We start from the raw sequence: 22,437 nt of genomic DNA on the forward strand, positions 1-22,437 counted from the left end.
TCTTGCTAGCCACGCAAGGATTATGCCTTGAAAACCAAGAGCAAACTCATGACGGCAAAGGATAACACCGGAACGACCAAAACTCCAATCATAATCATATCATAGAGATGAGCTTGGCGAGCTTTGGCTGTCTTGTCCACACCAGACATGGCTCTCAATCCGATCCAAATCCCCAGAAAAATCACGACAAGGATGGTCGTTAAGATCAAACTCTCGAAATATAAAGAAAATAAATGCAGTAGCATGATCTCTCTCGTTTCTATCTTTTTTAAAGAGTAAACTCAGCTAGTCCAACTAACTGAGTTTTCCTTTTTCTATTATATCAAATATAAGTCCGTTTGTAACTAGCAAAGAATTCTTTTGTTCGTTCTTCTTTCGGATGATTGATGATTTCATCCGGTGTGCCAGACTCGATAATTTTCCCTTTATCTAGGAATAAAACCTTGTCTGCCACTTGGGCTACAAAAGACATATCGTGACTGACCAAAATCATGGTCTGACCTGACTTGGCAGCATCTGCAATAGACTTTTCCACTTCTCCGACCAATTCTGGATCAAGAGCTGATGTTGGTTCGTCCAAGAGCAAGACATCTGGTTTCATAGCAAGCGCACGCGCAAGGGCAACCCGTTGCTTTTGTCCACCTGATAAGTGGCGAGGATAATGGTTTTCACGGTCAGAAAGACCAACCTTGGCCAACTCTTCCTTAGCGATTTTTGTTGCTTCATCGTTCGATAATTTCTTAACGACAACCAAACCTTCCTTGACATTGTCAAGAGCTGTTCGGCGTTCAAACAAATTAAACTGTTGGAAAACCATAGACAACTTGCGACGAAGGGTTAGAATCTCTTCTTGGCTAATCTTAGAAAAATCAACTTTAAAATTGTCAATCTGAATCGTTCCACTATCTGGAGTTTCAAGGTAGTTCAAACTACGAAGAAAGGTTGATTTCCCAGCTCCAGATGAACCAATCAAAGCCACTACTTCTCCCTTTTGAATATCCAGGTCCAGATGATCCAAGACAGTCTGTCCTGAAAAGGATTTGCTTAAATTCGAAATCTTAATCATTAACGAAGGTCCCCTTTCACATCTGTAGATACTGTATCAGGTGCAGAAATAGCCATTTTTCTCTCGATGAAACGGCCGAGGCTTTCAATTCCGATATTGACTACCCAATAAACAAGGGCAACGGAGATGAAACGTTCAAAATAGCGATAATCGGCTCCACCCAAAATTTGAGCCTGAGCAAAGACTTCCACAACCCCCGCACTAAAGGCTAGAGAAGTTCCCTTAGTCAAACCGATAAGGGAGTTAATCAAAGTCGGTGTCGCTACCACCGCTGCATTTGGAATAATCACACGACGATAAACTTGTGCTCGTGTCATGCCCAAACTGCGTGCCGCCTCAATTTCACCTGGATTAACAGAAAGGATGGCCGCACGAATCGTTTCACTTGCATAAGCCGCCTCATTAAAAGCAAAGGCCACAATCGCAAAAAGCGCTGCTGGAATCGCATTGATATTGAGACCAGTTCCCCATTGTTGGTTGATAGCTTTCAGTGCCAAAGGAATTCCGTAGTAGGTCAACATAAGTTGGACTAGGATTGGGGTACCTTTTAAGAAGCTGACGAAAAAGGCCTGCAAAGGATATAAAATCTTAACACGATTGATCTTAACAATGGCAAAAATCAAGGCAAGTAGCAAACCAAAGAGTGCACCTCCAAGAGTCAACATCAAGGTTGTAGGCAGTTGTTGGACAATTCTTGGAATTCCATCAAAGACCGAACGCAAACTAAAGAGCTTACCATCCGGAATGAGTTGCATCAAACTTTGGTACCAATCTGATGCTAAAAATGTTGTAACAGTCATAAAAACATCCTCTCCTGATAATGATTCATTCTATCATACTTCTGCTCGCAAGCAAATTATTTGCTACGGGCGGGCTACTAAGACTTTGTCTATCTTCTAGTTTATCACACTTTAAAACAGGGAGGCTATATATTTTACCTATCAAGGAGATAAATAAAAACTATCTCAAACCTAAGTTCTCATAGGTCTTTCTATAGCCAATTTGTTTAACAGCACCATTCTCCACCAAAATTGGACGTTTCAATAACATGCCATCACTCGCTAGAAGCTTGGCTGCTTCTTGTTTTGACAAACTTCCCACCTTATCTTTCAAGCCCAGTTCACGGTATTTAATCCCGCTGGTATTGAAAAATTGTTTCACTTCAAAACCGGAAGTTTCCAACCAGTTCAAAATCACGTCTTCACTTGGTGTTTCTTCTACGATGTGGACAGCTTGGTATTCCAGTCCAAGTTGATCCAATTCATTTTTTGCTTTCTTACAAGTTGAACATTTTGGGTATTCGATAAATTCTAACATCTTCTTTTCTTTCTATTTTTTATTTTCTTGAAATGCTGCACCTTCATGTTGCAAGAGCCAGGCTTTCTTTTCGACTCCAGATGCATAGCCTGTCAAGCGATTGCCTGACCCCAGCACACGATGACAGGGTACGAGGATGGACCAAGGATTACGCCCCACTGCTCCGCCGATAGCTTGGGCAGAAGCTACTTGCAAGTCTTGAGCTATTTGTCCGTAAGTTACTGTTTGACCATAAGGAATGGCCTGTAAGTAAGTCCAGACTCGCTTTTCAAAATCCGTTCCAATGGGAGCCAGAGGTAAGGAAGACAAATCTTGAGCACATCCATCAAAGTAAGTATCTAAATAGGAAATAACCTGGTCTAGGACAGGATGTTTCTTAACTACTTCTATACTATCTCCAGCGATTCCCCTCTCAAAATGAGTTTGGTCCTGTACCCAAATTCCATACAGATATTGCTTGTCAGCAACTAAGGATAAGGTCCCAATTGGCGACGGGTAGAGCATTTTTGCGTACTTATTTTGCTTCATTTTTTTAATTTCTGATAGGCCAAACGTTCCCCATCAACTGGAACCTTACCAACCTGTTGGAAGCCTAGCTTTTCAAAGATATGCTGCATGGCCTTGTTTTGTGCATGCGTATCTGAACGAAAATCTAGATAATCAAAACCTTCAATCAAGCCTTCTAGGAAAGTCTGAGCAACACCTTGTCCTTGGACATCTGCTGCCACAGCGATACGGTGAAAGACCAGATATTCTGATTCTCCCCCCTGCCAACTCCCTTCATAAATGGCTTCATAGGCTTCCTCTGGGCTCTTGGTCACAGCAGCATAGGCTAGCAGTTCTCCTTCTTCCAAGGCCACATAAGCTTGACCTGAGATGATATCATCGATAATGATGTCGGCATTTGGATAGCCATTTTGCCACTGGTCGCTACCAGACTTGGCTAAGCACTTTTTGGCATCCTCCATCACCTGCATAATCGCATCTACTTCGTTTGGAAAAGCTAAACGAATCTCCATCTTTTCCCCTCATTTCTAACTATTTTCTCTCATCATAGCATAATTTAAAGCTTTCTACAAGCAGTTGAAACTTGACTTTTGTTTTTTATTATTTTATAATCTAGTTATCAAAACTAGATAAAAAGGAGTTGGAAATGAATTCTGACTTTTCCTACCCAAAATGGGAAGACATTCCAAATATTGACCTCTATCTGGATCAGGTTTTGCTTTATGTCAATCAAGTCTGTGCCCCTATTTCTCCAGATAAAGAAAAGGGCCTGACCGCATCCATGGTCAATAACTATGTCAAACACGGTTACCTGACAAAGCCTGACAAGAAAAAATACCAACGCAAACAGATTGCCCGTTTGATTGCCATCACCACTCTAAAGTCTGTCTTTTCGATTCAAGAAATCGCTCAGACCCTCAATACTCTGCAAACTCAAGCGAGCTCAGACCAGCTCTACGATGCTTTTGTAGACTACATGAACCATGGGATTGATCCAGAAAATCCTATCATCCAAACTAGCTGTCAAACGGTTAAACTCTATCATCAAACTCTAGACTTAATCCTTATCAAAGAAGAGGAGGAAATCCAATGAATACCAGTTTAAAACTCAGTAAAAAACTCAGTTTTGGAGAGGAGATTGCCAATAGCGTGACCCATGCTGTGGGTGCGGTTATCATGCTCATCCTACTCCCCATTTCATCCACCTATAGTTATGAAGCACACGGATTTTTATCATCTTTTGGCGTTTCTATCTTTGTTATCAGTCTCTTTCTCATGTTCCTCTCATCAACCATTTACCACTCTATGGCCTACGGTTCGACCCACAAATACGTCTTGCGAATCATCGACCATTCTATGATTTACGTGGCTATCGCAGGCTCTTATACGCCGGTTGTATTGACTTTGATGAATAACTGGTTTGGCTATCTCATTATTGCCATTCAGTGGGGAACGACCATCTTTGGCATCCTTTATAAAATCTTTGCTAAAAAGGTCAATGAGAAATTCAGCCTTGCCCTTTACCTGATCATGGGCTGGTTGGTTCTGGCTATCATTCCTGCCATTATCAGTCAAACAACGCCAATTTTCTGGAGTCTTATGGTAACTGGTGGACTCTGTTATACAGTTGGAGCTGGATTTTACGCTAAGAAAAAACCTTATTTCCACATGATCTGGCATCTCTTTATCTTAGCGGCATCTGCACTCCAATACATCGCCATTGTTTATTACATGTAAAAAGTTGAGAATCTTTTCTCAACTTTTTTCTTTACACATATTGATAAAGTACTGGTGCAAGCCAACATCATCTGTCAATTCTGGATGAAAAGAAGTTACCAGCATATTTTTTTCTTGCGCAGCAACGATTTGATCATCAACTGTTGCTAGAATTTCTACACCCTCTCCAACACTGCTGATAATCGGTCCACGGATAAAAGTCATGGGAATCTGACCGACTCCCTTACATTCTGCCTCTGTATAGAAGCTTCCTAGTTGGCGCCCATAAGCATTGCGCTCAACCACTATATCCATGGTTCCAAGATGACTTTCTTCCTGAGAAGTGATTTCCTTAGCCAGCAAAATCAAACCGGCGCAGGTTCCAAAGACTGGGAGTCCAGATAAAATAGCTTCTCGGATGGGAAGCAGCATCTGCTGGTCACGCAAGAGCTTGCCCATGGTTGTAGACTCCCCACCAGGTAATATCAAACCCGCCAAGTCACTCTGATGTTTCTGAAAATCATCTAAATTTCTGATTTGGACACTAGCGACTCCTAGTTTATCTAGCACTTTTTCATGTTCTGCAAAGGCACCCTGCAAGGCCAATATTCCAATTTTCATCTATTTTCCTCGCTCTGCCATGAGAATTTGAATTTCACTCTCATTGATACCAACCATGGCTTCCCCTAGGTCTTCAGAGATTTGAGCCAGAATTTGAGGATTTTGGTAGTTGGTTACGGCTTTGACAATAGCACTTGCTCGTTTAACAGGGTCGCCTGACTTGAAAATACCTGAACCGACAAAGACACCCTCTGCCCCCAATTGCATCATCAGCGCAGCATCTGCTGGCGTTGCCACACCTCCAGCTGCAAAGTTAACAACTGGTAATTTTCCATGTTCATGGACGTATTGGACCAATTCAACAGGGACTTGCAAGTCCTTGGCAGCCACATAAAGTTCATCCTCACGGAGATTTTGAATGCGACGGATTTCTTGATTCATCATGCGCATATGGCGAACGGCTTGAACAATGTCACCTGTACCCGGTTCTCCTTTTGTCCGAATCATGGAAGCTCCTTCAGCGATACGACGCAAGGCTTCACCCAAATCCTTAGCTCCACAAACAAAAGGAACTTGAAATTCTTTCTTATCTACATGGAAACGATCGTCTGCTGGAGACAGTACTTCACTCTCATCGATATAGTCAATCTCAATAGCCTCTAAAATCTGAGCTTCAACAAAATGCCCAATTCTGACCTTGGCCATCACTGGAATGCTGACCGCTTCTTGGATTTCCTTAATCATCTTTGGATCACTCATACGGGAAACTCCACCAGCTGCACGAATATCAGCTGGAATCCGCTCCAACGCCATAACAGCTGCCGCACCAGCAGCCTCTGCGATACGAGCCTGTTCAGGGTTCTGAACGTCCATGATAACCCCACCTTTGAGCATCTGTGCCAAGTTTTTATTTAGTTCATAACGATTTTCAGTCATTTCTTAATCCTCATCATTTGTATTGGTAGCTACCATTTCATTTTAAGCCAGATTAGAATGAAGTACAAGATAAAAAAAGGATAATTGTATGGGTACAGATTGATACTCAATGAAAATCAAAGAGCAAACTAGGAAGCTAGGCGAAGCTGACGTGGTTTGAAGAGATTTTCGAAGAGTATAACTAAAAAACTATCTGACCTTAACTTAAGGCCAGATAGTTCATCAAATTTTATTTTTCAGCTGTAAGTGCAGCCATTGTGATGTAATTGTATGGTTTGTTGAAATGTGGCAAGAAGAATAGGTCTGTCAAAGCCAATTTATCAATGGTTACATGCTCTTGGATAGCAAGTGAGAACATGTGGATTCCCATACTGATAGCAGCATCATGTGACACCATTTGTGCACCAAGGATTTCGCGGCTGTCTTTGTCAAAGACAATCTTGATGGCAACTTCGTGGTTGTCATGTTTGATAAATTCTGGTTTTTGAAGATCGTTAAAGCCAGTTTCAGTTGCATTATAGCCTGCAGCTTTGGCTTTTTCAAGAGTCAAACCAGTTGAAACCATGTGAAGACCGTAGATAGAGATACCGTTTGATCCTTGAACTCCGATTCCTTCCAATTCATGACCACAAGCGTTATAAGCACCAACGATACCAGTACGTACAGCGTTAGAAGCAAGAGCGATGTAACTAGTGTCTTTACGAGCATTGTCATAAACAGTTGCACAGTCACCAACAGCGTATACACCTGGGATAGATGTTTCTTGTTTCTTATCTACAAGAAAAGCACCGTTACGGAAGAGTTCAATCTTACCATCAGCAAGAGCTGTGTTTGGACGGAAGCCAACAGCAAGAACCACCATATCTACATCAAATGTTTCTTTGTCTGTTACCAAGCGTTCAACTTTTCCATCACCTTGGATGGCTTTAACTGTTTGACCAAGAGCCAAGCGGATGTTGTGGTCTTCCAAGTTCTTCGCCATCATTTGGGTAAAGTCTTTGTCATAGTAGCCGTTCAAGACTGTGTCTACGATATCGACAAGCACCACTTCTTTTCCAAGACGCTCAAAGGCTTCTGCAAGTTCAACACCGATGTAACCACCACCAACAACGGCAATGCGCTCAAGGTGTTTGCTCTTGTCTTCAAGTTTTTCAATAACTTCTTCAGCGTTTTGGTACAATTTAACAAATTGTACATTTTCAAGAGTCGCTTTGAATTCGCGGTTACCCTTAACGATTTCAACACCTTCGATTGGAGGCAAGATTGGAGTTGAACCAGTTGCAAAGATCAATTTATCATAAGACTCTTTGTGTTCTTTACCTTCAACTTCTGCAGTCACAACTTTGTTATCGTAGTCAATTGAAAGAACTGGTGAGTTCATGTAAACTTTAGCACCTTTTGCTTCCAATTTTTCTTTATCAGAGTAGAAGAGACCTTCTGGGCCATCAATTTGTTCCCCGATCCAAAGCGCCATTCCACAACCAAGGAATGAAATATTTGAGTTTTGGTCAAATACTACGATTTCGTTCTCATGTCCGAAGTTGTCCAACATCGTATTAATACAAGCTGTACCAGCGTGGTTAGCACCAACTACAACGATTTTACTCATAGAAAAATTCCTACCTTTAATTTTTGATTTACCTTTCTAGTATATCATTTACTGTTAGCGTTTACAAGGCATTTGCTCAGAATTCTCTTTTTTTCAGAAAAAAATACACTTAACATTGATAAATCTAATTTTTCTATCGTTTTCATATTAATTTTGAGCATATTTCTTGACTTTTTGTCAAAATTCATTTGTGAAAACGCTGACTTTATGATATGCTAGATACATGGAAAGAAAATGTAAGGGGTTTAATTTTTCTTTAACTACCTTATATTGAATGATTTCCTATAAAGAGAAAGGAGCTGGTAGCTTGCCTCTTCATTCACGTTCTGAACGGCTAATGGGAACAACTATCACGATTTCATTAGTAGATGAACAGGCTGATTGCCTACTTCAAGGAGCCTTTGATTTGCTCAAGGAGCTCGAATATCGCTTCAACGCCAACAGTCAAGAATCCGAACTGATGGAAATCAACTACCAAGCTGGAATCGCACCTGTTAAGGTTCATCCTGACCTATTTGAACTGATTGCTCTTGGACTGGAGCATAGCCTAGCTCCATCTAGCCATCTCAATATCAGTATTGGTCCCTTGATTCAAACCTGGCGAATCGGATTTGCAGATGCACGGCTTCCAGACTCTAAAGAAATCGAAGCTGTCTTGCCTCTAGTTGACCCGCATTTTATCAAGTTGGATCCGACTAGCTCTACTGTCTTTTTAGAGAAGAAAGGAATGAAGCTTGATTTAGGTTGTTTAGCTAAGGGCTATAGTGCAGATAAGGTTGCCCAGTATTTGAAAGAACACGGTGTCACCTCTGCCTTGATCAATCTCGGAGGAAATATCCTCACCATCGGTAATAACCAAGCCAAAGAAGGGAAAGCCTGGCAGATTGGGATTCAAGATCCGCGAAATCCTCGTGGCAATCATCTCCTAACTATCCCTGCTTCTAACAAATCCGTTGTCACTTCAGGTATCTATGAACGCCACCTGACAGTAGATGGAAAAGACTATCACCATATCTTTGATAGTGAGACAGGATTCCCTGTCGAAACCGATCTCGCTAGTCTAACGATTGTCTCTGATAAATCTGTTGATGGTGAGATATGGACAACGCGCCTTTTCGGAGAACGAAGCGCTTCTATCCTCTGGCAAGTCGAAAGTATAGATGGTATCGAAGCCATTCTCATCGACAAAGAGGGACGCCTTGCATGTTCTTCAGGCCTTCAAAATTGTATTATGTAAAAAGAGAAAGGAAATCTCATGCTAAAACTTATTGCCATTGTTGGAACGAACTCTAAACGTTCTACAAACCGCCAATTGCTCCAATACATGCAAAAACACTTTGCTGATAAAGCTGAAATTGAACTCGTTGAAATCAAGGATATCCCTGTTTTCAACAAACCAGCAGATAAGCAACTTCCAGCTGAAATTCTTGAGATTGCAGCTAAAATTGAAGAAGCTGATGGTGTGATTATCGGTACTCCTGAGTACGACCACTCTATCCCTGCAGTTTTGATGAGCGCTCTTGCTTGGCTATCTTACGGTATCTACCCACTTTTGAACAAACCAATCATGATCACTGGTGCTTCTTACGGTACACTTGGTTCATCTCGTGCCCAATTGCAACTTCGTCAAATCTTGAATGCTCCTGAAATCAAGGCAAATGTTCTTCCAGATGAATTCTTGCTCTCACACTCTCTTCAAGCATTTAACCCAAGTGGTGACTTGGTTGACCTTGATGTCATCAAGAAATTGGATGCCATCTTTGATGACTTCCGTATCTTTGTGAAGATTACTGAAAAATTGCGCAATGCGCAAGAATTGCTTCGCAAAGATGCAGAAGAATTTGACTGGGAAAATTTGTAAGATAGGAGACCGAAAGAATGAAATTTGTTGGACTTGTTGGATCAAACTACGATCAATCATATAACCGCAAACTCTTGGAATTTATCCGTCGCAATTTCAAATTCAAATTTGAATTAGAAGTTCTTGAAATCGACGAAGTTCCAATGTTTAACCAAGACGAAAAATGGGATGAAAGTTTCCAATTGCGTTTCTTGTATAACAAGATTACACGTGCTGATGGTGTCATTATCGCCACTCCTGAGCACAACCACACTATCTCAGCTTCTCTCAAATCTGTACTTGAATGGCTTTCATACGAAGTTCATCCATTTGAAAACAAGCCTGTTATGATTGTGGGTGCATCATACTATGACCAAGGAACATCACGTGCCCAAGTTCACCTTCGTAAAATCCTTGATGCTCCAGGTGTCAATGCCTACACGCTTCCAGGTAACGAATTTCTTCTTGGCAAAGCTAAGGAAGCTTTTGATAACAACGGAAATATAACCAACGAAGGAACTGTTAAATTCCTTGAAACTTGCTTAGATAACTTTGTAAAATACGTAGGAGTCGTTTCGAAATTGAAAAAACCAAAACCAATCGAACCAGAAGACTTGGATTGTGGAAAACCAATTGCTACAACCATTACAGAAGTTGATCCTGACGATCCAGAATGGGTAGAAAAAGTTGCAGCAATCACTGGCGCTGTTTCTGGTGATACCTATGTCAAATTGGACCACGGTATCTTGACAGTTAATCAAATTGATATGTTCTTGAAAGCTATGCCATTTGAATTGACATACGCTGACGACAACAACCAATTCCTATACTACAACAACGCTCACCAAGATCCAGACACCATGTTTGCTAAACGTGTACCACCTCAATCAGGTAGCCGTATGTCGACTGTTCATGGTTCTCTTCCACCAGCACGTATGAAGAACGTAGAGTGGGTTATCGGAACACTTCGCAACGGAAACCAAGAATACGTCCGTACGATCGTTCCAGGTTCTCCTGCAGGTGTCATCAACACTCACAACTACCAAGCAATGTACTATCCTGATGGATCATACGCTGGTATCAATGAAATCGTCTTTAACTTCCAACCATGGCTTGACTGGTACCTAAAAGAGACTGGTCAACGTTTGGTAGGTGGTAGCGGACCATTTGCTCCTGCTGCTGGAGGTCATGGAGACGCCGATGCTACTTCCGGCGCTTCTGATTCAGGTGATGCTGGAGGCCACGGTGGTGACGCTGACGCTACATCTGGCGCAAGCAACTAAGAAACCAAAAGGAGCCATTTGGCTCCTTCTTTTTTATTACAACAGAAAAGGGGAATGTAAATCATCTACACCCCCTTTCATTTTATGAGTTAGGATCATCTATACTACGGCCGTGCAAACCTTTTTCACGTTGTACCTGACGTAGTTTTTCTGGTGTGACGTCATTGCCTTCCTCGTCCACAATTTTGATTCCCTCGATGTGGTGACGAACAGATCGACGATAGCCTTCGATGTACTCCTCACGAAGTTTAGCTTGTTCCACTTTTTCAGCAGAAGTTAGGCCTTCTGTTTTTTTCTTTTTAGCAAGCTCATTGATACGAGCTATTTTTTTCGGATCCATTTCTTCTCCTTTGTGATAAGATACAGTTCGTTTGACTGAGTTTATTTGGTATTGATTTGGTTGAAACGAGCAAGTTTAGCTGCTTTCTTGGTTAATTGCGACAAGATAGCCAAGCGATTTTGTCGAACAGTCTGATCTTCAGCCATTACCATGGTATTTACAAAGAAAGCATCAATAACTGGGCTAAGCGCAAAGAGTTGTTCTAATTGTTGACTTGCAGTTCCTGACAAAACGAGTGATTCTACGGCTTCTGACAAGGCTTTCTCTTCTTCATTCTCAAAGAGAGCAGAATCAACAGCATCAGATCCTTCGGCTTTCTCAGCCAAATTGAAAGCACGTGAGAGGGATTCGACAGATGGTTTGAAATCTTCTTTCTTGCTTGCTTCGACAAGAGCACTTGCTACTTCTAGCATATCTGCCACAACAAAGTTTGAACTTGCAAGAACTGCTTCCTTGATATCTTTTGGAGTAGAACCCATCATCTTATCAACACGAGCCTTGATAAAGTCCATAACCTCTGCTTTATTTTCATAAGTCAAGCTGTCAAATTTCAAAGTATAAAGGCTATCAATCAACTCATCCATAGCAATGTGCCAACCAAAAGCATCCAAGATACGAACCACACCTTGCGTCGCACGACGAAGGGCATAAGGGTCGTTAGAACCTGATGGAATCAAACCTACTGAGAAGAAACTCAAAATCATATCCAATTTATCTGCAATGGCTAGAATGGCTCCAACCTTGCTCTCTGGAAGTTCGCCTTCGGCAGCTGTCGGCATGTAGTGTTCACGAATAGCAGCCGCAACTGCTGGAGTTTCTCCAGCAAGAAGAGCATATTTCTCACCCATAATACCTTGGAGTTCGTCAAATTCACCAACCATCCCCGTCAACAAGTCAAACTTGTAAATGGCTGCTGCACGAGCTAGATCAACCGTTTCATCCACTGACAAACCAGCTTTTTCTGCCAAGAGAATGGCAATCTGCCCCGTACGAATCATATGTTCACGAAGAGAACCAATCTTTTCATGGAAAGTGACATTGTTTAATTTTTCAACAAGGTCAGAAATGACCAATTTTTGGTCTTCACGCCAGAAGAATTCTCCGTCCTCCAAGCGGGCTACCAAGACTTTTTCATTTCCCTTGATGACATTTTCCAAATGCTCTGCGTTTCCGTTACGGACTGAAATGAAGTTTGGCAAGAGTTTACCGTCTTGATCACGAACAACGAAGTAACGTTGGTGTTCCTTCATCGAAGTCACCAAAACTTCTTCTGGAACGTCAAGGTATTTGGCATCAAAACTTCCCATGAAGGCCGTTGGGTATTCAACCAAGTTCAAGACTTCATTCAACAAGTCAGTATCAATTTCGATGCGTACACCATGTTCAGCTTCGATTGCTTTTATTTGGTCAACAATCATTTGCTCACGTTCACGAGGATCCGCGATTACAAACTGAGCACGAAGGTCTTCTTCATAGCTCAATGCTGACTGAATCTTAGTTTCTTGTCCCAAGAAACGATGACCGCGACTCACACGATCGCCCTTGATATCAAGGAAATCCAAATCAAATTCTTCTTCATCTAAAAGAACTGTCAAAGTATGTACAGGGCGGATGTATTCAAAGGTGTTGTTAGCCCAGTGCATGCTGACAGGGAATGTCAGTGACTTCAAGACGTCTACTACACCTGGAACAATGGCTTCAACTGGTTGCCCCACTTCTTCCTTGATAACATAGACATATTCTTCACCCTTGATTTCACGGAATTCAATATCTTCAACTGTCAATCCTTTTCCACGGACAAATCCTTGAGCTGCTTTGGTGAAGTTTCCATCACTATCCAAGGCAATTTTCTTTGCTGGACCCTTGAAATCTTCTGTCAAATCAGACTGTTTGTCTGCAAGTCCAGTCACACGAACAGCCAAACGACGTGGTGTTGAGAAAGTTTGAATGGCTTCAAAAGACAGGCGGTTTCCCTTGAGGAAGGCTGCCATTTTTTCACCTAGTTGTTTTTCACTTGGAGTTACTACGTAGGCTGGTAACTCTTCAAGACCGAGTTCTACTAATAAGTTTTTTGTCATGTTTTTTCTCCGAAAAGTATCTTTTTATTTTCCAGTTTGCCTTATGTGATTGGCACGCAAGCAACCAACTTCGTTGTTTCATTGCTAAAATTGGAGCCGAAAGTCTCCAATTTTGCCTAGTATCCTTAGCTTCACTAAGGATACCTTCATCACTGCGGCAACTGGATCAAGGCTCACTCTGTTCGCCCATTTTCGTAAACCGTCACTCTCTTTATTCTGCGTCTTCTGCTAGGAGTTTAGCTCGTGTTGCTTCATCCAAAAGTGGGTAACCTAGGCGTTTGCGTTCTGCGACAAAGGTTTTAGCTACGACACGGGCTAAGTTACGGATACGGGCGATATAGCCTGCGCGCTCTGTTACAGATACGGCACCACGCGCATCAAGCAGGTTAAAGGTGTGTGAACATTTGAGAACATAGTCATAGGCAGGGTGAACCAAGCCCTCTTCCAAGGCACGACCAGCTTCTTTTTCGAACTTATCAAAGTTTTCCAGCAACATCTCTTGGTCCGAAATTTCAAATGAATATTTTGAATGCTCGTACTCAGGCTGGATAAAGATTTCTCCATATTTTACACCATCAGCCCACTCAATATCATAGACAGAATCAACTTCTTGAATATAAGAAGCCAAGCGTTCCAAACCATAGGTAACTTCCGCAGTCACAGGGCCAGTCGCCAATCCACCAACTTGTTGGAAATAAGTGAACTGAGTGATTTCCATCCCATCAAGCCAAACTTCCCAACCGAGACCAGCTGAACCAGTCGATGGATTTTCCCAGTTATCTTCAACGAAGCGGATATCGTGTTCCAATGGATTGATACCCAATTTTTCCAAAGACTCAAGGTAAAGTTCTTGGATATTTGATGGAGAAGGCTTCATAACCACTTGGAATTGGTGGTGTTGGTAAAGACGGTTAGGGTTTTCCCCATAACGACCGTCAGCAGGACGACGTGATGGCTCCACATAAGCCGCATTCCATGGCTCAGGCCCGATAGCACGAAGGAAAGTGTAAGGACTCATTGTCCCCGCACCTTTTTCATTATCATAAGCCTGCATGAGCATACAACCTTGGTCATTCCAAAATTGTTGCAAAGTCAAAATAATTTCTTGAAATGTTAATTTCTTAGACATTGAATACTCCTTTTTTATAAATTACTTGCGACACGAGTCTGCCTTGTCGATTATACGAGGCAAGACGAGTTAGTACTGCGTCTAGCTCAGGCACTCTAGTGCTGAGCGTGGGGCAATCCGACTGTAAGGAGGTCTCTGCCACTGACGCAGTGGAAAGTCAATTTCTTAGACATTGTTTACTCCTTTAATTTATATTATCTTTTTAGCTTTATTCATCAAGCAACCAAGAAAAAGCCGGATCCTGAAAAATATGACGTTTGGGAACAGTTTGTAAATTCTGATCGCATTCATCTATTGTACCTAATTTTAAAGCACAGACTTCTGGTATATTTTCTTGAGCAGTGAAAATTTGACTATGACAGTTCTGACAGTAATAGCGTTGTTTTCCTGGAGATGAACTATAGGTAACCAACTGTTCTTTTCCATGCAATACTAGGTTTTTACTGCTAACTTTGGCATTCACTGTATAGGCAGACGCAGTTGCTTTCCGACAGAATGAGCAGTGGCAAAAAACTAATTCCGACAATTCCTCATCTAAAGTGTAGGTCACTGCTTTGCATAAACAAGATCCTTTAAGCATTATGCTCCTTTCTACTTAGGCATTAGACGAAATTCAAAAAGAACCGAATTTCAACACCCAAGCCTTGCGACTAGGGGCGTCTGAAACGCGGTTCCACCCTAATTTATTACTTCATTGTTTTTAAAAATACGACAGAAAGCGCCAGTTTCTTACCTTGTTCTACTTGGCTCCCACTATCCCAAGCTCGCTGAAGAACGCCATAAGACTTTCTTTCCTAGCTAGTATTATAGCAGATTTTCTAGTTAGTGTAAACCAAAAATGAGTCTGAAAACAAAGTTCCAGACTCATTTAATAGTAAAGCTTCAGAAAGTCCTGTTTAAGGATGTCTTTTCGCTTTTGGTTTTTTGCCATGTAAATTTCTCTTGGCTTGTTTCAATGCTGTAATGGCATCTTTGACATCTTCTTGGCTCGCTCCTGGATCTTTAAGGAGTTCCTGTGCATTTTTAAAAGTTAGAAGATAAGCTGCTTTTTCTTTCTTGTCAGCATAGATAAATCTCGCGTTCTTTTCTTGGAAAAGGCGTTCATCTTTGACCAGTTTCTTCAGACTAGAGAAGTCTGTTGCCTTGCCATTCAGTTTGCTTTTAGCTGTTGCTAGGGCAATGAGAGATTGGTCAATTTGATCCTGTTTAACTTTAGGATCCACAGCTAGTAAGGCAATTTCTTGGAAGGCACGATCATAAGCTCGACGTACTTTTTCCTTGGCATTCGCATATCGTCCAGTTTTAGTCGTTGCGTAGTAAGCTTTCATAGCTTCTTTCAAGGCAGCCACGTTCGAATCTTTTCCATCCAAAGCTTTACCAGCAGCTTCAAGACTAGCGAGAACGCCATCAATCAATTCTTGCTTCAACTTGCTTGACAAGGCTGACTGCGCCACTTGGAAAGCTTGGTCGTAAGCTTTTCTCTTATCTACACTACTATTAAAGTAACGAGACGTTTCTACCAGTTCTTTTTGTTGATTTACCGCAGCAATCAAGGCCAACTTAGACACAACAGATAGGCGCAAAGCATTATTTCGACCTGGATGAACGAGCAAGGAAACGAGATTTTCAAGGAGTTCATATCCAGTCGGTAAGCCGATCTCTACAGTATAACGACCTATAGCAACTTTCTTGCCGAAGGCGTATTGACCATATTTTTCAGCAGGAAGAGCGATCCTTGTGCCATCTTCTCCTTTCAGAACCACTGTAGTCGTCTTTGGAACGGCTTGATTGAAGGAAACAGATACCGGAGCATACTCTAGGAGATTTGCTAGGAAGGTAATGGTTTGGAAACTATTTTCTTCCGTCAGGTCAAACTCTTGGGACAAGGCACTGATAAATTTCAATTCTGTTCGGTCATAACTGAAAATTTCTGCCGTATAATGACCAAACTGTAAGAAGTGAGTCGCCTTTGTCTTGTCAACATCAACATACTGTCCCTTGCTATTTTTGATTCGATAGACATAGAGGGTATCAATATCTTGGTTTGTTTTCGCATCCTTCAAGGCGATTTTCACTCGACCACTATTTTGATCGCGCACAAGTTCGGCAAGCGAGATATAGTCGACATTTCCTGCATAGTCCTCTACAAGATAGTAAATATTAGCCTTGTCAACATCCTTAGGAAGTGTATAACTACCATCAGCATTGGCCTTAATCAGATGGGTATTTTCAAACGCACGCGTTCCAGACTGGTCCTTTCCAGTTAGAACCATGGTCCCTTTTTGGTCAAATGGTGTGATATAGAAGACTTTTTCTGAAAGAATACCACCTTGACCAACATCTTTTGGTTTGCGAGCTACGAATTCTTGATTTCCATCTTTAAAGCGAATATAACCACTTGTGATGACAGGTTTTTGAGTATCAATTTGAATTTTGAAGGTCGTGTGTTGTTCTTTAGCTCCTGGAACATCTGGTGTGTAACTAATAACATAGTCATATAAACCATCTGCAACGGTATTGCCATCAAAATCTTGGCCTCTCCAAGCAGTATTATCTAGAATATAACTCTTCAGATTTCTACTGTCACCATCAAAATAATTCTTACGAAGATCCTTTGCATCGCCCTCCCAAATAGGATGTTCATGCTTGGTATCCGTAGCCGCATAAACTGTAGCCCGAAGATTTACAAGATTTCTCAAAGCAACCGTTTTGTATTCAACTAGGTCTTTGTTTCCATCATCATTTGGAGAAATGGCAATACGGACATTCCCTTTTTCGTCCAACTGAAGAACATGCTTACCTTCAGCATTTTGTTCGATTCCAAGAACGGTAATTCGGCGTCCTTGGCGTTGACCTTTAGACACTAGAAGGTCATTTTGCAAGGTAGCTAGATAGGTAGCATCATTAGAGTAGTTAACGGCGGGATTTTCTTTGTCTACTTCCGTGTAAAATCCATTTTTCCCTTCTCGGACAAGATTGTAAATTGGTTTTTCGACAGCAGGGAGATTTTGGAATTCTCCTCGGAAGCCCATAAATGCAAGACTCACAATATCCCCATCATCTGCTGGATCTACAAAGCGAACAAAACCTTCAAGGAAATAGCCATTTGGCATTTGTTTGCTGAGTTCAGCAGCAAATTTTCGAGCATCCACTTTAACAGTGACTGTTTGACTGCTGTGGGCTTTGACCGTCACTTCAGGCCAGACTGTCTCCGTTAGTTTTCGAGGTCGAAGGGTGAATTTCCCATCTTGAACTTCGTCTGTATTGGTATTCACCACCATCTTGAGAGTACGGTCAGTATCTGAAATATTGTGTACAGTGACCTTGAAAGTAAATTGATCTCCAACATTTCCCAAAGTCACACTTGGATAACCATTTTCACCCGTTACATAGAGGTCTGTTGACACTGCAGCAGCAGTATCCACAATCCCAGAACCTTGCTGACGAGGAGAGGTATAAGTGCCTGTGTCCTTATTAACATGTGGTTTTGCAGTTGACATGATCAAGGCCTTGACAGTCTCTGATACTTGCTCAGGAGTCAATTCTGGATGGTGTTTTTGAAGGTATTCCTTAACCAGAACTGCAACACCCGTAACGTGAGGAGCCGCCATACTGGTTCCGCTGATACTACCGTAGGTATTGTCATTAAAGGATGAGTAAATATTGCCGCCAGGAGCTGTCACGTCTGGTTTCAATTGTCCATCGGTAGTCACTCCCCAACTTGAAAAGTCAGATAGCTGATTGGCTACATCAGAAGGACGATTATCCATCTTACCATTAAAAACAATCTTGTAGTTTCCTGATTTTAAGGCTTCACCATACTGTTTAGAAATAAATACAGAAGGAATTTTCTTTGCTTCATCATCAATAGACATATTGATGTTTGCACCTTCTACATTATTGTAGATCAAAGCACCAACTGCACCGTGTTTTCGTGCATTTTTGATCTTCTCTGAAAAATTCATAGCTCCACGCTGAATGAGGGCAAGTTTCCCAGTTAAATCCAACTTCGCAAAGTCTTCTTCACGACCTAACCCTGCTTCGACGTATTCGTACTCTTTTCCTTTTTCAAAGTCCTTATCTGCTTCAGGTTGACTATAATCAAATTTTCCGTTATGAAGGCCGGCATTTCCCTCTAGACCTTTAACTTCAAAAACCGCTGTTGTCAATGTTTTGTTGTTGACAGAAGCAACTGAAATTGAGTCTTCAACAGTGGATGGATTTCCAACCAAGCCATAGTCTGGGTTTTCGGCTAGTGGTTTTGAATAACCATTTCCGAATGTATTGCTATTTCCTGCTGAGATAAGAACAGATACTCCCTTGGCACGAGCCCGTTTGATGGCATCCACGATATCGGAACCAGCATCCACCATAGAACCAGTGCTAGATCCCAAACTCATATTAATGGCATCTGCTCCTAAGGCAACTGCATCATCAATCGCCTTTACATAAAGGGCTGAACTGGTCGTTTTTTGGCGATCTGAAAAGACACGCATAAACATGACTTGGGCTTCTGGCGCAACACCATAGACCTTTTCACCATTTGGTGCTTCTTTATCAGGGTTTCCAGCCGCAATCCCTGTTACGTGCATCCCATGAGAAGTTCTTTCTGCTTCTTTGATCTTATCTGTTCCGTCAAAGTAGTCATAGGCATAGACAACCTTATCGCTATACCATTTACCGTAATCGATTCCAGCAGCCTTTTTAGCTGCTTCGATAGCTTCCTTGTTTTTAAATTTTGCTTTTGACGGGTCTGAAATTCGAAGAACCTCATGATTCAAATCAAGCCCTGAGTCAATAATGGCAACAACGGTACCTGTCCCCTTGTAACCAGCCTTCCAAGTTTTCGGTACTGTGATGATATCATTGCTTGAAAGACTATTGGGTTTTGCAGACTCAGCTTTTTCTTGTTCTTTTTCAGTAGTTGCTGTTTCTCCAGTAGTTTTAGGAGCTGTCGTTGCTTGAGCCTCTTTGTTCTCTATGTTAGAAGCCTTCTCAGTAGCAGGCGCTGTACTGGTAGCGACTGTTGTTTCTTTTTGGACGACACCTTGATTCTCTTCATTTGTAACTGCGCTATCTTTTCCTGATTCTTGGGTTTCAGCAGTTTTATCAACCGGAGCTTCTACCTTAGCATCTTGTTTACTAGCATCCTCTTTAGAAGTTTCAGCTTCTTGTTTCTCTCCAACTACTGGTGCAATCCCATTAGTATTGGTTTGGTCAGTCGCAGAGTTTGAGTGTTTATCGTCTTTTAGCTCTGTCTTAATTTCCTGAGTTTGAGCTTGATTTTCACCTGTACTCTGCTCATTGGCACTGACTTGACTTGCTCCAAAAACCAATGCAGTTCCCAATAAAACTGAAGCAAGACCAAATTTGTATTTCCTTAATGAAAAACGTTGTCGTCTATTCATAAATAATCTCCTTTTTCTTTAAAGTATACCTATTATAACGCAAATAATCATAAATTTTCATAAAAATCTGAATTGTCACAAAAATGTAATATTTACGTATATATTTTGTTTATTTAATTTTATCATTCGTGTTATTTGTTCTATCAAACCAATACTTTCTAAATTCGTTCCTATATTTCAATCCATAAAATTATTTCATTATACAAACAATTTAGATTTTTTATACACAAAAAGACTAGGATTTAAAATTCCTAGTCTTTGTTATTTCGGTATAAATAGATTTTACAAACTAAAAATCCATCTCATCCACACGAGGTGCACCCGAAGTCACTGAAATTGTCTTTAAGACTTCTCGCTCGTCTCTGCTGAGTTCAATCCCAAAACAGTCAAGATTGCTCTGGATACGAGAGGCTGTCACTGACTTGGGTAGGGGTAAAAATCCTTCTGCCAAACTCCAAGCCAAGGAGATTTGAGCCACTGATTTCCCATGCTTATCAGCAATTTCTTGGACTTCTTTCTGTTCAAACAACTCTCCTTGGCCAAAAGGTCCCCAAGCCTCTAAGAGAATTCCTTTCTCTCTACAGTAGTCAACCACTTCCTCTTGATAAACTCCTGGTGCCAAGCGCACCTGATTGACCGCTGGGATGATTCTTGCTGTCTCAAGTAAGGCATCCAAATGATGAGGAAGGAAATTACTAACGCCGATAGCGCGGATTTTGCCTTCTTGGTAAAGGTCCTCCATCGCTCTCCAGACTTCAGCATTACGAGTTTTCCATTCGTCATTTTCTCTTAAAGGTTTTGGATTTGGCCAATGGATAAGGTACAAATCTAGATAATCCAATCCCAGTTTTTCCATTGATTCTTCAAATGCTTGGCGAGCTTCATCATAGCTGTGATTGGTATTCCAGAGTTTGGTCGTTACAAAGATTTCTTGTCTTGGAATACCGCTATCTCGAATAGCACGACCAACACTTTCCTCATTTTTATAGATAGCTGCAGTATCGATATGTCGATAACCAGCCTTTAAGGCTTCTAAAACGGCTTGGTAGGCTACCTCTCCATTTTCAGCTTTCCATGTTCCAAATCCTAGTACAGGAATGGAAATTCCATTATTAAGGGTATAAGATTTCATCGTTTTTCCTTTCTATGTGAAGAAAATCTAAAGAAACAAAATCCTGATTATCAGAACACTTGCTCCTTTAGATTTTAAAAATTATTGATCACGATCGTAATAGATCTCGTGAGCTTTTAAGCGAGAATTGAGTAATTCAGGAACGGTCACAAATGTATACCCTTCACCCTTTAAATACTCAATAACACTTGGTAGAGAATTAACTGAAGGACCATGGATATCATGCATGAGGATGATAGAACCATTGCGAACCTGACGTTGAATCTCTGTCAAAATGGCTGTTTCATTCTTACTCTTCCAGTCTAAACTATCCACATCCCACATGATAAAGCTCAAGTCCAGACTGTTACGGATATCATCTGTAATGGCACCATAAGGTGGGCGCATCAGTTTAGAGCTTGATCCTAAAACTTGAGTTAACAGATCTTCTGTATCAGTGATTTGCTTTTTAGCATCTTCGAGCGAAAGTTGTGAAAGAACGGGATGACTCCAGCTGTGGTTTCCTACAACATGACCTTCTGATTTCATTCGTTTTAGAAGATTTTCATTACCTGCAATGTTTTTACCAAGTACAAAGAAGGTTGCTTTTACACCATATTTAGCTAAAGTATCCAAAGCCTGCGTGGTTGTAGTTGGATTTGGGCCATCGTCAAAGGTCAAGGCTACAACTTTTTTATTTTTCTTAGCAAAGTATGTTTGGTAAAGTTCAGCATCCTTTTCTAATAGATAAGAGGACTCAATGACATCAAAGAAACTAGATATTGGCAAAGCAATTTCCTCAACAGTCTCTCCAGCATTAGCAGGATAAAAGATGATTTGACTATCCTTATAATCAAAGCTCCAAGATGTCAATTCTTGGTCTGTGAAGCTCTTTATAACTTGATCAATTTTTGCCTGGTCAAGTTTCTTATCTTCTAGAGTTGATTTGATTTGACTCAGTAAGAGTTCCTTAGCCTTACTTGCATCTTTGAAGAGTTTACTGAGGTCAAAAGCTTTCCCATCTTCGGTCAAGAAAATTTTCCCTAAAGAAGTCTTTTCTTTTTCTTCAACCTTTGATGCAGACAAATCGTAGACTTGCTTGCTGACATTACGAGCAACAACTCCCTTTAAGACGGGATCCAATTGCTCACTATAATAAAAGACCAAGTCCTCTTTATCTTCCAGCTTTTCTTTAATATCCTGGTTGATTTTTTCTCTAACAGACGCAATGACTTCCTCTCCTTGCAGAGGGTAGTAGGCAATCACCTCAGCTTGACCTTTTCGGAAATGGTCCTTCTGACTACCTGAGTTGAATTGCTGGTCCTTTTCGCTTTTTAGCGCTTCAATTTTTTGTTCGTAAGATTGCTTTTGTAGTAGCTTATAACCAATAGCACTCCCTAATAGAATCGTAGCAATTCCTAAGATTCCAACAAGGGAAAGCAATAGCCTTCTCGTTTTATCGTGAGAAACACGTTTCGATCTATTTTTTTTCATATTTCCATCATATCAAATCGAGGCTATTATTTCAATGATAAA

At 41.2% G+C, this 22,437-nt stretch carries 21 protein-coding genes; 5 read left to right on the forward strand and 16 right to left on the reverse strand.

Annotation, left to right across the window (positions count from 1 at the left end):
- Nucleotides 1-20: 20 nt before the first annotated feature.
- From V470_06395 to V470_06420, 6 genes are all read right to left on the reverse strand, one after another.
- Nucleotides 21-245, reverse strand: a complete 225-nt coding sequence (locus tag V470_06395; GenBank protein AHZ48048.1) for an amino acid ABC transporter — start codon at nucleotides 243-245, stop codon at nucleotides 21-23.
- Nucleotides 246-322: 77 nt separating this feature from the next.
- Nucleotides 323-1,066 (reverse strand): amino acid ABC transporter ATP-binding protein, encoded by a 744-nt coding sequence (locus V470_06400; GenBank protein AHZ48049.1) that lies wholly within the window; start codon nucleotides 1,064-1,066, stop codon nucleotides 323-325.
- A complete protein-coding gene (locus tag V470_06405; protein AHZ48050.1) occupies nucleotides 1,066-1,866 on the reverse strand; it encodes an amino acid ABC transporter permease in 801 nt (266 codons plus the stop codon). Before V470_06405 ends, V470_06400 begins: the two co-directional genes overlap by 1 nt.
- A gap of 160 nt (nucleotides 1,867-2,026) precedes the next feature.
- Nucleotides 2,027-2,383 carry an arsenate reductase gene (locus V470_06410; protein ID AHZ48051.1) on the reverse strand — a complete coding sequence of 119 codons (357 nt, stop codon included), beginning with the start codon at nucleotides 2,381-2,383 and terminating at the stop codon, nucleotides 2,027-2,029.
- 12 nt (nucleotides 2,384-2,395) lie between these two features.
- A complete protein-coding gene (locus tag V470_06415) occupies nucleotides 2,396-2,911 on the reverse strand; it encodes a cysteine methyltransferase (GenBank protein AHZ48052.1) in 516 nt (171 codons plus the stop codon).
- A complete protein-coding gene (locus V470_06420) occupies nucleotides 2,908-3,402 on the reverse strand; it encodes a GNAT family acetyltransferase (protein ID AHZ48053.1) in 495 nt (164 codons plus the stop codon). The genes V470_06415 and V470_06420 overlap by 4 nt, the downstream gene beginning before the upstream one ends.
- Nucleotides 3,403-3,536: 134 nt before the next feature.
- On the opposite strand from V470_06420, the gene V470_06425 reads away from it, so the two are divergent.
- Both V470_06425 and V470_06430 read left to right on the forward strand, forming a co-directional pair.
- A complete protein-coding gene (locus V470_06425; protein ID AHZ48054.1) occupies nucleotides 3,537-3,983 on the forward strand; it encodes a hypothetical protein in 447 nt (148 codons plus the stop codon).
- A complete protein-coding gene (locus V470_06430; GenBank protein AHZ48055.1) occupies nucleotides 3,980-4,627 on the forward strand; it encodes a hemolysin III in 648 nt (215 codons plus the stop codon). Before V470_06425 ends, V470_06430 begins: the two co-directional genes overlap by 4 nt.
- 18 nt (nucleotides 4,628-4,645) lie before the next feature.
- Here V470_06430 and V470_06435 read toward each other — a convergent pair whose 3' ends face one another.
- The 3 genes from V470_06435 to V470_06445 form a co-directional block, all read right to left on the reverse strand.
- Nucleotides 4,646-5,227, reverse strand: a complete 582-nt coding sequence (locus V470_06435) for a glutamine amidotransferase (protein AHZ48056.1) — start codon at nucleotides 5,225-5,227, stop codon at nucleotides 4,646-4,648.
- Entirely contained in the window at nucleotides 5,228-6,103 is an 876-nt protein-coding gene (locus V470_06440; GenBank protein AHZ48057.1) for a pyridoxal biosynthesis lyase PdxS, read from the reverse strand.
- Nucleotides 6,104-6,332: 229 nt separating this feature from the next.
- Nucleotides 6,333-7,712, reverse strand: coding sequence for an NADH oxidase (locus V470_06445; GenBank protein AHZ48058.1), 1,380 nt, complete (start codon nucleotides 7,710-7,712; stop codon nucleotides 6,333-6,335).
- 274 nt (nucleotides 7,713-7,986) lie between these two features.
- Between V470_06445 and V470_06450 the strand changes: the two genes are divergently transcribed.
- From V470_06450 to V470_06460, 3 genes are read left to right on the forward strand one after another with little or no spacing between them, the layout of a single operon-like run.
- Nucleotides 7,987-8,949 carry a thiamine biosynthesis protein ApbE gene (locus V470_06450; GenBank protein ID AHZ48059.2) on the forward strand — a complete coding sequence of 321 codons (963 nt, stop codon included), beginning with the start codon at nucleotides 7,987-7,989 and terminating at the stop codon, nucleotides 8,947-8,949.
- Nucleotides 8,950-8,967: 18 nt separating this feature from the next.
- Nucleotides 8,968-9,573 carry an NADPH-dependent FMN reductase gene (locus tag V470_06455; GenBank protein ID AHZ48060.1) on the forward strand — a complete coding sequence of 202 codons (606 nt, stop codon included), beginning with the start codon at nucleotides 8,968-8,970 and terminating at the stop codon, nucleotides 9,571-9,573.
- 17 nt (nucleotides 9,574-9,590) lie between these two features.
- Nucleotides 9,591-10,835 carry an NADPH-dependent FMN reductase gene (locus V470_06460; protein AHZ48061.1) on the forward strand — a complete coding sequence of 415 codons (1,245 nt, stop codon included), beginning with the start codon at nucleotides 9,591-9,593 and terminating at the stop codon, nucleotides 10,833-10,835.
- A gap of 82 nt (nucleotides 10,836-10,917) precedes the next feature.
- Here the strand turns inward: V470_06460 and V470_06465 are convergent, their stop codons facing one another.
- The 7 genes from V470_06465 to V470_06495 form a co-directional block, all read right to left on the reverse strand.
- Complete coding sequence (locus V470_06465; protein ID AHZ48062.1) at nucleotides 10,918-11,175, reverse strand: hypothetical protein; 258 nt, start codon at nucleotides 11,173-11,175, stop codon at nucleotides 10,918-10,920.
- A 41-nt stretch (nucleotides 11,176-11,216) separates the two neighbouring features.
- Nucleotides 11,217-13,253, reverse strand: a complete 2,037-nt coding sequence (locus tag V470_06470) for a glycyl-tRNA synthase subunit beta (protein ID AHZ48063.1) — start codon at nucleotides 13,251-13,253, stop codon at nucleotides 11,217-11,219.
- A 211-nt stretch (nucleotides 13,254-13,464) separates the two neighbouring features.
- Nucleotides 13,465-14,382, reverse strand: a complete 918-nt coding sequence (gene glyQ, locus V470_06475; GenBank protein AHZ48064.1) for a glycyl-tRNA ligase — start codon at nucleotides 14,380-14,382, stop codon at nucleotides 13,465-13,467.
- A gap of 208 nt (nucleotides 14,383-14,590) precedes the next feature.
- Nucleotides 14,591-14,962 carry an aldehyde-activating protein gene (locus V470_06480; protein AHZ48065.1) on the reverse strand — a complete coding sequence of 124 codons (372 nt, stop codon included), beginning with the start codon at nucleotides 14,960-14,962 and terminating at the stop codon, nucleotides 14,591-14,593.
- A 316-nt stretch (nucleotides 14,963-15,278) separates the two neighbouring features.
- Nucleotides 15,279-19,790: a serine protease gene (locus tag V470_06485; GenBank protein AHZ48066.1), complete on the reverse strand. Its 4,512-nt coding sequence runs from the start codon at nucleotides 19,788-19,790 to the stop codon at nucleotides 15,279-15,281.
- A 289-nt stretch (nucleotides 19,791-20,079) separates the two neighbouring features.
- Nucleotides 20,080-20,922, reverse strand: coding sequence for a 2,5-diketo-D-gluconic acid reductase (locus V470_06490; GenBank protein ID AHZ48067.1), 843 nt, complete (start codon nucleotides 20,920-20,922; stop codon nucleotides 20,080-20,082).
- A gap of 81 nt (nucleotides 20,923-21,003) precedes the next feature.
- The gene (locus tag V470_06495) at nucleotides 21,004-22,395 is read right to left on the reverse strand and encodes a peptidoglycan GlcNAc deacetylase (protein AHZ48068.1); all 1,392 of its coding nucleotides are present in this window, start codon (nucleotides 22,393-22,395) and stop codon (nucleotides 21,004-21,006) included.
- Nucleotides 22,396-22,437: the final 42 nt, after the last annotated feature.

It is taken from the genome of Streptococcus sp. VT 162, from assembly GCA_000688775.2.
In the GTDB taxonomy this organism is placed as follows: Bacteria; Bacillota; Bacilli; order Lactobacillales; family Streptococcaceae; genus Streptococcus.

Bases quoted from the DNA above. Each gene is read 5' to 3' on its own strand.
- V470_06395 (AHZ48048.1), bottom strand. From the start codon at position 245: ATGCTACTGCATTTATTTTCTTTATATTTCGAGAGTTTGATCTTAACG.
- V470_06400 (AHZ48049.1), bottom strand. From the start codon at position 1,066: ATGATTAAGATTTCGAATTTAAGCAAATCCTTTTCAGGACAGACTGTC.
- V470_06405 (AHZ48050.1), bottom strand. From the start codon at position 1,866: ATGACTGTTACAACATTTTTAGCATCAGATTGGTACCAAAGTTTGATG.
- V470_06410 (AHZ48051.1), bottom strand. From the start codon at position 2,383: ATGTTAGAATTTATCGAATACCCAAAATGTTCAACTTGTAAGAAAGCA.
- V470_06415 (AHZ48052.1), bottom strand. From the start codon at position 2,911: ATGAAGCAAAATAAGTACGCAAAAATGCTCTACCCGTCGCCAATTGGG.
- V470_06420 (AHZ48053.1), bottom strand. From the start codon at position 3,402: ATGGAGATTCGTTTAGCTTTTCCAAACGAAGTAGATGCGATTATGCAG.
- V470_06425 (AHZ48054.1), top strand. From the start codon at position 3,537: ATGAATTCTGACTTTTCCTACCCAAAATGGGAAGACATTCCAAATATT.
- V470_06430 (AHZ48055.1), top strand. From the start codon at position 3,980: ATGAATACCAGTTTAAAACTCAGTAAAAAACTCAGTTTTGGAGAGGAG.
- V470_06435 (AHZ48056.1), bottom strand. From the start codon at position 5,227: ATGAAAATTGGAATATTGGCCTTGCAGGGTGCCTTTGCAGAACATGAA.
- V470_06440 (AHZ48057.1), bottom strand. From the start codon at position 6,103: ATGACTGAAAATCGTTATGAACTAAATAAAAACTTGGCACAGATGCTC.
- V470_06445 (AHZ48058.1), bottom strand. From the start codon at position 7,712: ATGAGTAAAATCGTTGTAGTTGGTGCTAACCACGCTGGTACAGCTTGT.
- V470_06450 (AHZ48059.2), top strand. From the start codon at position 7,987: ATGATTTCCTATAAAGAGAAAGGAGCTGGTAGCTTGCCTCTTCATTCA.
- V470_06455 (AHZ48060.1), top strand. From the start codon at position 8,968: ATGCTAAAACTTATTGCCATTGTTGGAACGAACTCTAAACGTTCTACA.
- V470_06460 (AHZ48061.1), top strand. From the start codon at position 9,591: ATGAAATTTGTTGGACTTGTTGGATCAAACTACGATCAATCATATAAC.
- V470_06465 (AHZ48062.1), bottom strand. From the start codon at position 11,175: ATGGATCCGAAAAAAATAGCTCGTATCAATGAGCTTGCTAAAAAGAAA.
- V470_06470 (AHZ48063.1), bottom strand. From the start codon at position 13,253: ATGACAAAAAACTTATTAGTAGAACTCGGTCTTGAAGAGTTACCAGCC.
- glyQ (AHZ48064.1), bottom strand. From the start codon at position 14,382: ATGTCTAAGAAATTAACATTTCAAGAAATTATTTTGACTTTGCAACAA.
- V470_06480 (AHZ48065.1), bottom strand. From the start codon at position 14,962: ATGCTTAAAGGATCTTGTTTATGCAAAGCAGTGACCTACACTTTAGAT.
- V470_06485 (AHZ48066.1), bottom strand. From the start codon at position 19,790: ATGAATAGACGACAACGTTTTTCATTAAGGAAATACAAATTTGGTCTT.
- V470_06490 (AHZ48067.1), bottom strand. From the start codon at position 20,922: ATGAAATCTTATACCCTTAATAATGGAATTTCCATTCCTGTACTAGGA.
- V470_06495 (AHZ48068.1), bottom strand. From the start codon at position 22,395: ATGAAAAAAAATAGATCGAAACGTGTTTCTCACGATAAAACGAGAAGG.